10 protein-coding genes are annotated in these 11436 nt (G+C 66.1%); 5 read left to right on the top strand and 5 right to left on the bottom strand.

Annotated elements, in window-relative coordinates; all coding sequences use genetic code 11:
• From AC1D0P_RS06890 to AC1D0P_RS06875, 4 genes are all read left to right on the top strand, one after another.
• Positions 1–1122: alpha/beta fold hydrolase (locus AC1D0P_RS06890; protein ID WP_477676039.1), on the top strand; the 1122-nt coding region annotated here is incomplete at its 5' end.
• Positions 1119–1907, top strand: a complete 789-nt coding sequence (locus AC1D0P_RS06885) for a 5'/3'-nucleotidase SurE (protein WP_477676038.1) — start codon at positions 1119–1121, stop codon at positions 1905–1907. The genes AC1D0P_RS06890 and AC1D0P_RS06885, both read left to right, overlap by 4 nt.
• Before the next feature lie 16 nt (positions 1908–1923).
• Positions 1924–3531, top strand: a complete 1608-nt coding sequence (locus AC1D0P_RS06880; protein WP_477676040.1) for an alkaline phosphatase D family protein — start codon at positions 1924–1926, stop codon at positions 3529–3531.
• A 64-nt stretch (positions 3532–3595) separates the two neighbouring features.
• Positions 3596–4558, top strand: coding sequence for a Bug family tripartite tricarboxylate transporter substrate binding protein (locus tag AC1D0P_RS06875; protein ID WP_477676037.1), 963 nt, complete (start codon positions 3596–3598; stop codon positions 4556–4558).
• 18 nt (positions 4559–4576) lie between these two features.
• Here the strand turns inward: AC1D0P_RS06875 and AC1D0P_RS06870 are convergent, their stop codons facing one another.
• The 4 genes from AC1D0P_RS06870 to AC1D0P_RS06855 all read right to left on the bottom strand — a co-directional run bounded on the left by AC1D0P_RS06870 (position 4577) and on the right by AC1D0P_RS06855 (position 9571).
• Positions 4577–5164 carry a hypothetical protein gene (locus AC1D0P_RS06870; protein WP_477676036.1) on the bottom strand — a complete coding sequence of 196 codons (588 nt, stop codon included), beginning with the start codon at positions 5162–5164 and terminating at the stop codon, positions 4577–4579.
• Between the two features lie 22 nt (positions 5165–5186).
• The gene (gene lspA, locus AC1D0P_RS06865) at positions 5187–5687 is read right to left on the bottom strand and encodes a signal peptidase II (protein ID WP_477676035.1); all 501 of its coding nucleotides are present in this window, start codon (positions 5685–5687) and stop codon (positions 5187–5189) included.
• Positions 5687–8518, bottom strand: coding sequence for an isoleucine--tRNA ligase (gene ileS / locus AC1D0P_RS06860; protein WP_477676034.1), 2832 nt, complete (start codon positions 8516–8518; stop codon positions 5687–5689). The genes lspA and ileS overlap by 1 nt, the downstream gene beginning before the upstream one ends.
• A gap of 108 nt (positions 8519–8626) precedes the next feature.
• Positions 8627–9571, bottom strand: coding sequence for a bifunctional riboflavin kinase/FMN adenylyltransferase (locus AC1D0P_RS06855; protein WP_477676033.1), 945 nt, complete (start codon positions 9569–9571; stop codon positions 8627–8629).
• 162 nt (positions 9572–9733) lie between these two features.
• Between AC1D0P_RS06855 and AC1D0P_RS06850 the strand changes: the two genes are divergently transcribed.
• Complete coding sequence (locus AC1D0P_RS06850) at positions 9734–10291, top strand: HNH endonuclease (protein WP_477676032.1); 558 nt, start codon at positions 9734–9736, stop codon at positions 10289–10291.
• 15 nt (positions 10292–10306) lie between these two features.
• Here AC1D0P_RS06850 and AC1D0P_RS06845 read toward each other — a convergent pair whose 3' ends face one another.
• Positions 10307–11422: an acyl-CoA dehydrogenase family protein gene (locus AC1D0P_RS06845; protein WP_477676031.1), complete on the bottom strand. Its 1116-nt coding sequence runs from the start codon at positions 11420–11422 to the stop codon at positions 10307–10309.
• Positions 11423–11436 lie beyond the last annotated feature (14 nt).

The following is an 11436-nucleotide window of genomic DNA, read 5'->3' as shown; positions in this document are numbered from 1 at the left end:
ATCGTGCAGGGCATAGATGGCGTGGTCGGCGTGACCATGCCGGTCGGGCAGATCGTCGGCTGGATTCTGCAGCCGGGTGAGGCGCTGCCCGCTACGGGTGCGGTACCTGGTGCGCCGCAGGATGTGGTTCAAGCGCCTGCGCCGGTGACTGCGCAAGCCGGCCCTGAGGTGATTGCCGCAACCCAATCCACACTGCTGCGCGCCACACCGCTGGCCCGCAGCCTCGCGCGTGAACGCGGCATTGATTTGAACAAGGTCAGCGGCTCCGGCCCCGATGGCCGTGTGCTGGCCGCCGACCTGGCGGGTACGAAACGTCCGGCAAGCCAAGTCACCACTGGCGCCCTGAACCTGCACTGGTTTTCGCGCCATGAGGGCGTGCCGCTGGTGATGCTGCATGGTTTCGGCACCTCGCAGGGGTCCTGGCGCCTGCTGGCCGACCAGCTGTGCGACCTTCCGGTGCTCGGCATAGACCTGCCCAACCACGGCAAGTCGCCGCGCGCCGAGGTGGCCTGTTTTGAGGTAGTCGCGCAGATGGTGCTGGACCGGCTGGACAGCGAAGGCATCAACGAAGTCCACCTGCTGGGCCATTCCATGGGCGGCGGCACGGCGCTGGCACTGACGAGCCTGCTCGGTTCCCGCCTGCGCTCGCTGACCCTGCTGGCCCCGGCCGGGCTGGGCCCCGAGATCAACGGTGCTTTTGTGGACGGCATCCTGCGCGCGAACAGCGAAGCCAGCCTGCGCCCCTGGCTGGCCCAATTGTTCGGCGATGCCTCGCGCCTGAGCGGCTCGTTTGTCGCAACGGCCCTGCAGGAACTCGGCAACGAGACCAAACGCGCCGGCCTTGCCGCCATGGCGGCCAGCCTGCTGCCCGACGGCACCCAGGCCGAGTCCTTGCGCAGTCGCCTGGAAGGGCTTGTCATGCCGGTGAAACTGCTCTGGGGTAGGCTGGACCGCGTGCTGCCGATACACCAGGCCGAGGGCCTGCCGGCCACCGTGGCGCTGCACACTTTGCCGGCCGTGGGCCATCTGCCGCAGATCGAGGCGGCGCCGTTGGTCGCCTCCCTGGTGCGGCAGCAACTGSGCGCCTCGGCCTTCGCGTCTTCTTCCCTGCAAACCACATGACATCAACGACCATGCGAATTCTTGTCAGCAACGACGACGGACACCTCTCACCAGGGCTGGCCGCCCTGGAGCGCGCCGCCTCCAGCCTCAGCGACGACGTCTGGGTGGTCGCGCCGCAGGACAAGCGCAGCAGCAAGGGCCACAGCATTTCGCTGCATGAGCCCTTCACCATGACACGCCTGGGCGTGCGGCGTTATGCCTGCTCCGGCACACCGGCCGACTGCGCCATCGCGGCCTTTGCCTGGCTGTTCGCCGACTCGCACAAACCCACGTTGGTGCTTTCGGGCATCAACGACGGCCGCAACATAGCCGAAGACATCGCCTACTCGGGCACCATGGCCATCGCGCGCGAGGCAAGCTTCTGGGGTGTGCCCGCGATCGGTTTTTCCGCGCCCAACGACAGCGATCTTGAATCGCCCGAGGTTGCCGCCTGGCTGGCGCGCCTGGTGCGCCATTTCGGCGAAACCCTGGACGAGTGGCACCATCCTGACACTTGGCTCAGCATCAACCTGCCGGCCGTGCTGCCCGCGCCGCTTCGCCACGCGGCGCCGGGCCGGGCCAAGATCGCGGCCGCGATTACCGCCGAAAAAGCCGGGCCCGACACGACGGTCTTGCGCTATGACAAGGGCCGTGCCGGCGCGGCCCAGGCCGGCGACGAGCAATCGCAGCTCGAAGCAGGGTTTGCGACGGTTTACCGACTGCGCTGGAATGGCTACGCTAGCCTGGAAGACTCGCTGCTGGACGGCATCAACGACGCCGCCCTGCAATCCACCACCCACTCATGACGAGACCGCTTTGGCCATGAACCCCTTCGACTTGCCCCTCAAGGTCTTGCGCCACCTGCCAAGCCCGCTGGACCTGCCCCTGGCGCTCAAGGAGTTGTCGGACGGCAYGCGGGCACGTGTGGGGCCGCGGCCGGCTGTCACCGCGAAGAAGCACTTGCCGCTGGTCGACGACAGCCAGGTCAGCGGCATCCAGATAGGCGAGGTCAGCGGCGACGCAGCCATCATCTGGGCGCGCCTGCCCTATGCGGCCGACGTTGAGATCGCCTGGAGCGCGGACGGCGAAGCCGGCCCGTGGCACACGCTGCGCGCGCCGCAGGCACTCGAAGTGACCGACTACACCACGCGTATCCAGCTGGCCGGCCTGCCGCGGAATGCCACGATTTCGCTGGCCGTCACGGCCCACGGGCTGGAGGCCGCCCATGCCGGGCCCTGGGTGCGGCGTTCGGGCTTCCGCTCCGCGCCCGACGCGGCGCGGCCCGTCCGCTTTGCCTGGTCGGCCGATGTCAACGGCCAGGGTTTCGGCATCAACCCCGAGTGGGGTGGCCTCAAGATGTTCGACACCATTCGCCGGCGCGAGCTCGATTTCTTTGTGCACTGCGGCGACACGATTTACGCCGACCACCCGCTGCAGCACCGGGTCGACGACGAGCGCGGCCGCAGCTGGACCAATGTGGTGACCCTGGCCAAGACCCGCGTCGCCGAAAGCATTGAGGACTACCGCGGCAACTTCCGCTACAACTGGCTGGACCCGCATTTCACGAGGTTCTGCGCCGAGGTGCCGCAAATCATCATGTGGGACGACCACGAGGTCGTCAACAACTGGTCGCCCTCGCTGGACCTGATGCGCGACAAGCGCTATGTGGGCAAGGACCTGAAGCTGCTGGCCGCGACGGCCGCCCGCGCCTTCCGCGAATACTCGCCCATGCCGCTGGAAGGCTTCGGCGGTGCCGGCCTGCTGTACCGGCGCGTGCAGTACGGGCCGCTGCTCGACGTGTTTGTCGTCGACATGCAGACGCACCGCGGGCCGAATTCGCACAACACGCAGACCGAAGGGCCGGGCACGGCCTTCCTCGGTGAAGCGCAGGTCAAGTGGCTGCAGCAGGAACTGCTGACGTCCACTGCGCAGTGGAAGGTCATCGCGGCGGGCATGCCCATAGGCACGAATGTGGCCGACGGCCATGACGCCGAGGGCCGGGTGAAGTGGCAGGGCGTGGCCAACGGCGACGACGGTGAGCCCAGCGGCCGTGAGATCGAGCTGGCCGGCCTGCTGTCCTYCATCAAGGCGAACGCCATCCACAACATCGTCTGGCTCTGCGCCGACGTGCATTACACGGCCGCGCATTATTTTGATCCCGAACAGGCGGTGTTCAAGGACTTCCTGCCCTTCTGGGAGTTTGTCTCGGGGCCGTTGCATGCGGGCTCCTACGGCCCCTTCAACCCCGATGCGACCTTCGGCAACCAGGTGCGCTACTCGCGCGCTTCGCCGGTGCGCGGTGCCAGCCCGGCCGCCGGCTACCAGTTTTTCGGCGAGGTCGAGATCGATCCCGTCTCGCGCTGCCTGACCGTCAAGCTCTGTGATCTTGAGGGGGTCGTGCTCCACACGGAGGTCATAGCGCCCCAATAGCCGAAGTTGCCAGGTTTTTCCGTGACCGCATTTTGATAACTAAATAGACAGCTAGGAGACAAAGATGAAACGACGTTCCCTGATCCAGGCGGCCGGCGGGCTGGCCGCGGTTTGCGCCGTGGCGCAGCTGCGGGCCCAGCCTTCGGCGATCTGCAAAATCATCGTGCCCTTCGCGCCCGGCGCGGGCAGCGATGCGATGGCCAGGTTTTTCGGCTCCGAACTCAGCAAGTCCATGGGCCGGCAGTTCGTCATCGACAACCGCACCGGCGCCGGCGGCGCGGTGGGCGCCGACCTGGTGGCCAAGGCGCCGCCCGACGGGCAGACCCTGTTGTTCATCGCCTCGCCCTTCACCACGGTGGCGGCCTCGGGCGGCACGCCCAAATACGACCCGACACAGTTCGCGCCCGTGGCTATCATGGGCGCGGGCCCGCTGCTGTTTGCCGCGCACCCCAGCCTGCCGGGCAACAACCTGCGCGAAGCCATGGACCACGTCAAGACGAGCCCGGGCAAGTACAACTACGGCTCGGCCGGCAACGGCAGCATCAACCATCTGGTGGTGGAACTGCTCAAGCAGCGCACCCACACCGCCATTGTTCACATCCCCTACCGCGGCATTGCGTTCGCGACCACCGACCTGCTGGCCGGCCAGCTCCAGTTCATGACCGGCAGCGTGCCGGCGTTGATGCCCTACATCAAGGACGGCAAGGTCAAGGCCCTGGCGCTGACGTCCAAGGACCGCGCGCCCAGCGTGCCCGGCGTGCCGGGCATGGAGGAGCTCGGCTTCAAGGACTTCGACGTCAACAATTACTGGGGCCTGATGGCGCCCCCGGGCACGCCGGCGGCGATCACCTCGGAGCTCAATGCCGCGGTCAACAAGCTGATCGCCCAGCCCGCCGTCGCCGCCCGGCTGCGCCAGGATGCGACCGAGCCGACCCTGCTCGAAGGCGCGGCGATCTCAGCCTATGTGGCGGCCGACTACCAGCGCTGGAAGCACCTGATCACCTCGACCAATATGAAGCTCGGTTGAGCCGGGGCGCTGCGGGGTTCAGGAGCGCTGGCGCGCGAGTGCCAGCGCTTTTTGCATCGCGGGCCGGTGCTCTATCAGCGAGCGGCTTTGCCAGGCCGGTGGCAGGCCGGTCATCTGGTCGAGAAAACAGGTCGCGGTCGAGCTGTCTTCAGCGATGTTTTCGACGTAGCTGGCCCAGCGCGGGCCGGTGAGCGCGGCCGCATCCAGCGTGAGCGCGGCCGTGCCGGCATTCTTGTGCAGGGCCTGCAGCAGGGTCAGCACAAAACTTGTGAGGGGCACGGCCGCGGCGTTGGCGGGAACATCACGCAGCACGGGGGGCTGGGCTTCCAGCAGTTTTTGCAGCAGCAAGCCCAAAATGAAATGCCGGAAATCGGCGGCGTCGAGCGCCTCGTAGGGCGCATACAGCTCGACCAGTTCGGCCCAGGAAAAAAACGCCTTCGCCAGGCTCTCTTCATCCACCGACCAGCTGGTGGAAGGCGCCACGGCATGGCTTTGCAGCGCCTGGCCGAAGGCCTGCCTGAACCAGCTCCAGCTCTGCACCCTGGAATGCAGGGCGGGCTCGCCGGCCCATTCCGCCGCTAGCGGCTCAAGGATGGAGGCTGTCATGGGACTCGCTGGGGCCCGCAGCCTAGCTGGTTTTGCGAACCCGCAGCAGCTCGTCCAGGATCAGGCAGGCCGCGCCTATGGTGATGGCCGCGTCGGCGACATTGAACGAGGGGAAATACCAGCCCGCCCAGTGGAACTGCAGGAAGTCCACGACGTAGCCGTGCAGCGTGCGGTCTATGACATTGCCCAGCGCGCCGCCCAGGATGCAGGCCAGCGCGAAGGAGAACAGCTTTTGCCCGGCATGCGAGCGCAGCATCCAGATGATGAACAGCGCCGCGGCGACGCCGATGGCGGTGAAGAACCAACGCTGCCAGCCCGAGGCCTCAGCCAGGAAGGAGAAGGCCGCGCCGGTGTTGTGCACCCGCACGACGTTGAAGAAGCTGGTCACGTAAGTGGAGTCGCCCAGGCGGTAGTAGCCCAGGATCAGCACCTTGGTGAACTGGTCGGCGATGAGGATGATCAGCGCCAGGCCCAGCCAGGGCAGCAGCGAGCTGGGGGAACGGGTGAAGGTGGTTTTTGGCATCAGGCGAACTTCCGATCTTCACCGGCGCCGAACAGGTTGCTGGTGCAGCGGCCGCAAATTGTCGGGTGGGAGGGGTCATGGCCCACGTCGGCGCGGTAGTGCCAGCAGCGCTCGCATTTGGCATCGCTGCTAGGCGTCACCTGGGTCGACACCGCATTAGCGGCGGCCACTTCGATGGCGGAGGTGATGAAGACGAACTTCAGGTCTTCACCGAGGCCGGCCAGCAGCGCGTGGTCGTCGGCCGGCACTTCGAGCACCACGTTGGCTTGCAGCGAGGAGCCGACCTTGCCGTCGGCGCGCAGGGTTTCGATGTCCTTGTTGACCGCGTCGCGCAACTCGCGGATGCGCGCCCACTTGGCCAGCAGCGCCGCGTCGGGTGCGGGGAACTCGGCATAGGTTTCCATGAAGATGGATTCGGACTTCCCGAACACCTTCCAGGCTTCTTCCGCCGTGAAGCTCAGGAAAGGTGCCATCCAGCGCAACATGGCGTGCGTGATGCGCCAGAGCGCGGTCTGCGCGCTGCGGCGGGCCAGCGATTTGGGGCCGGTGGTGTAGAGCCGGTCTTTCAGGATGTCGAGGTAGAAAGAGCCCAGGTCTTCGCTGCAATAGATCTGCAGCTTGGAGACCACCGGGTGGAATTCATAGACCTCGTAGTGCGCYAGGATGTCGGCCTGCAACTGCGCCGCGCGGCTCAGCGCGTAGCGGTCGATCTCCAGCATCTGCTCCAGCGGCACGGCATCCTTGGCCGGGTCGAAGTCGCTGACGTTGGCCATCAGGAAGCGCAGGGTATTGCGGATGCGGCGGTAAGCGTCGACCACGCGGGCCAGGATCTTGTCGTCGATGCCCAGGTCGCCCGAGTAGTCGGTCGACGCGCACCACAGGCGGATGATCTCGGCGCCCAGCTTGTCGCTGACTTCCTGCGGCACCACGACGTTGCCTTCGCTCTTGCTCATCTTGCGGCCCTTGCCGTCGACGGTGAAGCCGTGCGTCAGCAGGCCCTTGTAGGGCGCGCGGTCGTACATGGCGCAGGCGGTGAGCAGCGAGGAATGGAACCAGCCGCGGTGCTGGTCGTGGCCTTCGAGGTAAAGGTCGGCCGGCCAGGTCGACTGCGCGGCGTGGCTGTGGCGCAGCACGTGGTCGTGCGTGGTGCCGGAGTCGAACCAGACGTCGAGGATGTCGGTGCTCTTGATGTAGTCGGCGGCTTCGGCGCCCAGGATGGATTCGGCGCTGGCCTTGCTCCAGGCCTCGATGCCGCCGGCTTCCACCATGCGGGCGGCCTGGTCCATGATTTCCATGGTGCGCGGGTGCAGCTCGCCGGTGGCGGTGTGGATGAAAAAGGGCAGGGGCACGCCCCAGTTGCGCTGGCGGCTGATGCACCAGTCGGGGCGGCCGGCGATCATGTCGCGCAGGCGGACCTTGCCGTTTTCAGGGTAGAAGCTGGTTTCCTCGATGGCGGCCAGGGCCAGCTCGCGCAGGGTCTTGCCGGCCTTGTCGCTGGCGAACACGCCCTGGGTGCCGGCGGTTTCGCCGTCCATGCGGATGAACCACTGGGCCGCCGCGCGGTAGATCACCGGCGTCTTGTGGCGCCAGCAGTGCGGGTAGCTGTGCAGGATGTCCTGCGTCGCAAAAAGGCGGCCGTGCTCGCGCAGTTTTTCGATGACCAGCGGCGCGGCCTTCCAGATGTTGAGGCCGCCGAACATCGGCAGTTCGTCGACATAACGGCCGTTGCCCTGCACCGGGTTCAGGATGTCGTCATAGGCAATGCCGTTGGCCACGCAGGAGTTAAAGTCTTCCACGCCGTAGGCGGGTGAGGAGTGCACGATACCGGTGCCGTCGTCGGCGGTGGCGTAGTCGGCCAGGAAGACGGGGCTGAAGCGGTGGTAGCCCGGATCGACGTCATAAAACGGATGCTCGAAGTTGATCTTCGCAAGGTTTTCGCCCTTGGTGACGGCAATGACGCGTCCTTGCAGCTGGAAGCGCTCCAGGCATTTGTCGACCAGCACCGAGGCCAGCACCAGCAATCCGCGCTCGGTGTCCACCAGCGAATATTCGAGCTCCGGGTTCAGGTTCAGCGCCTGGTTGGCGGGGATGGTCCAGGCGGTCGTCGTCCAGATGACCGCGAAGGCGTCCTTGCCCAGCGTGGCCTGGCCGAAAGCCAGTGCCAGCTTTTGCGGCTCGGCGCATTTGAAGCCGACGTCMAGCGTCTGCGATTTCTTGTCGGCGTATTCGATCTCAAACTCGGCCAGCGAGGAGCCGCAGTCAAAACACCAGTACACGGGCTTCAGGCCGCGGTAGACGAAGCCGCGTTCCATGATGCGTTTGAGCGCGCGGATTTCATTGGCCTCGTTGCCGAAATCCATGGTTCGGTAGGGGTTGTCCCATTCGCCGAGCACGCCCAGGCGCTTGAAGTCGGCCCGCTGGCCCTCGATCTGTTCGGTGGCGAAGGCGCGGCTCTTGGCCTGCACCTCGTCACGCGGCAGGTTGCGGCCGTGCAGTTTTTCGATGGCGTTTTCGATCGGCAGGCCGTGGCAGTCCCAGCCSGGCACGTAGATCGCGTCCAGGCCCTTGAGCTGGCGCGCCTTGACGATCATGTCCTTGAGGACCTTGTTGACGGCGTGGCCGATGTGGATCTTGCCGTTGGCATAGGGCGGGCCGTCGTGCAGCACGAATTTGGGCTTGCCGGCGCGCACGTCGCGCAGCTTCTTGTAAATGCCTTTGTCGTCCCATTCCTTGGCCCAGCCGGCCTCGCGCTTGGGCAGGTCGCMGCGCATGGGAAACGGGGTGTCTGGCAGGTTCAGGGTGCTGCGGTAATCGGTTTTGGTCTCGGACATGGGATGCTTTTGTTAGGGCGGCCTGAGGGAGCGGGGCCGCCGGCAATACGGTGGGGAGGAAAGCCATCCGCCGTGAGAGCAGGGCGGGGCCAGAGGCGACGAGATCGTCTAAATTCGGTCGCGCGTGGTCTGGCGGCTGGTTTCCGTGTGCATGGCGGCTGAAAACGACTGCGGCGCCTGGGCAAAAAACGCCCGAGCCTCGTCGCAGTCCTTGGCGATGCCTGTTTTCAGGCTCTCCAGGCTGTCGTATTTCAGTTCGTCGTGCAGTTTGTGCAGCAGTTCCACGCGGATGATTTTACCGTATGCCCCCTCGGGCCCAAGGCCGGCGGGCCATTCGAGGCAATGCGTCTCCAGCAGCACACGCCCGCCGTTGACGTCGGCCGGGTCCAGCGAGGGCCGTATGCCCAGGTTGGCCACGCCTGGGAGGGGCTTGTCGCCCAGGCCGTGCACCTGCACCGCGAAAATCCCGCCGGCCGCCGGTGGCCGGCCCAGCAGGCCGGCGACGCGGTCCATGCGGCCCTGGGCCAGCGCCTCGCGCACGGCCGAGCTCGACACCCGGGTGCCATGCACTTCATAGCTGTTCATGCGGGCGACGTCAAAACCCAGGCGCTCGCCGGCGGCGTCCAGCATGGCGTAGTCGCCCACGCGCTTGGCGCCGAAGCGGAAGTCGTCGCCCACCAGCACGTACTGGACGCCCAGGCCGCGCACCAGCACGTCCTGGATAAAGGCCTCGGCCGGCTGGCCGGCCAGGGCGGCGTTAAAGGGCAGCACCACGCACTGGTCTATGCCGCAGCGCGCGAGTTCGGTGAGCTTGTCGCGCAGGGTGGCGATACGCGCCGGCGCCAGTTCGGGCTTGCGCGCCATGGCCGCGAAATAGTCGCGCGGATGGGGCTCGAAGCTCATCACGCAGCTGGGCACGCCCCGGTGCTGGGCCTCGTTTTTCAGCAGCGCCAGCATGGCCTGGTGGCCGCGGTGCACGCCGTCGAAGTTGCCTATGGTCAGGGCGCAGTGTTCGGCCAGCTGGGGATGGTGGTAGCCACGGAAAACTTTCATGGGGGCAATTATCGTTTTTGTAGCGCGGGAGCCCGGCCAAACGGGGCTTGAACGTGGTTAATGGGGGATTTGGGGGCGTTTTTCATGATTTCACTGTATATTGATACACAGTTAGCCCAGTACCCCGTTTCCATGCGTCGTCCACCTTGATGGAGGTTCGTTTTGAAGGTCTTGAAGCTCTCAGCCCAGGGATTGYCACAGTCGTGGATCAGCCTTGAACAAGCCGTGTTGCACTACGCGGCCGACGAGGTGCGCTGGGAGATGGGCGCGCGGGTGGTGGTCTTCCACGGAGGCCACAACGCCATCACGGGCCAGCAGTCCATCATCACGGTCAACAGCATCATCGGCACCAAGGGTGTGCCCAACATCAACCCCTTCGACCTCAAACCGGGCCTGACCAACGGCAAGCTGTTCGCCCGCGACCGCAATGTGTGCGCCTACTGCGGCGGGCATTTCCATGAGGAAGACCTGACGCGCGAGCACATCATCCCCTTCGCGCAGAACGGCATAGACACCTGGATGAACGTGGTGACGGCCTGCCGCGCCTGCAACCACCGCAAGAGCAGCCGCACGCCCGAGCAGGCCCACATGCCGCTGCTGTACACGCCTTATGTGCCCAGCCTCTGGGAAGACTTCATCCTGCGCAACCGCCGCATCCTGGCGGACCAGATGGAGTTCTTGATGGCGCATATTCCCAAAACCTCACGCTTGCACGCGTGAGGCTCTGGGGGCGGCTCAGGCAAATACGCCAGCCGTCTCCTGCATCCGCTCCGACACCTCGCCCAGGTGGTGCAGCGTGTCGCCAAACGTCATTTCCAGCTGGGTCAGCTTCTTGAAGTAGTGGCTCACGATGTATTCGTCGGTCACGCCTATGCCGCCGTGCAGTTGCACCGCCTGCTGGCCGACAAAACGCATGGACACGCCGAGCTGGTATTTGGCGCGGGCCAGTGCCGTGCGGCGTTCGTCGGCCGGGGCGTTGAGCTTGAGCGAGGCGTAATAGCTCATGGAGCGGGCGAGCTCCAGCTGCATCTTCATGTCGGCCACGCGGTGGCGCAGGGCCTGGAAGCTGCTGATGGCCACGCCGAACTGCTTGCGGGTGTTCATGTACTCGACGGTGATGGCCAGGGTCTTGTCCATCACGCCCACGGCCTCGGCGCAAGCCGCGGCGATGCCGATGTCGACCGCCTGGGCCAGGGCCGTGAGGCAGTTCAGCGTGATCAGCGCGGCCGGCGCGTTCTTGAGCACCACCTCGGCGGCGCGGCCACCGTCCTGGGTGCCGTAGCCGCGCGTCGTGACGCCGGCTGCCGCGCGTTCAACCAGGAACAGCGCGAGCTTGCCCTTGGCCATTGCGGGCACGATGAAGGCATCCGCCTGGTCGCCGGCAGGGACTATGCTTTTGGTGCCGTTCAGCGTCCAGGCGTCGCCGGACGCGGTGGCCGTGGCCTCGCATTTCTCAAAATCGTAGCGCGCCGCGCGTTCCTGGTAGGCCAGCACGACCAGGCTTTCACCGGAAGCGATGTTCGGCAGCCAGGCGGCCTTGACGGCGGCCGGCGCGTAGCCGGCAAGCACGGCGCCGGCGATCAGCGCCTGGGCAAAGGGCTCCAGCACGATGCCGCGGCCCAGCTCTTCCATCACCACCATGCCCTCGACGGGGCCCATGCCCAGGCCGCCGTCGGCCTCGGGGATGTAGAGGCCGGTCAGGCCCAGTTCGGCGATCTGGCCGTAAGCCTCGCGCGAGAAACCGCCGGCTTTGGCGATGCCGCGGCGGCGCTCGAAGTCGTAGCCCTTGTCCACCCATTTGCGCACGGCGTCGCGCAGCTGTTCCTGGTCGTCGGTGAAATCGAAATCCATGATGTGTTTCCTGT

The sequence above is a fragment of the Polaromonas sp. P1_G2 genome, assembly GCF_056405515.1.
The sequence above is the reverse complement of the archived record's forward strand: the minus strand, read 5'-3'. Positions and strand labels throughout refer to the sequence as shown.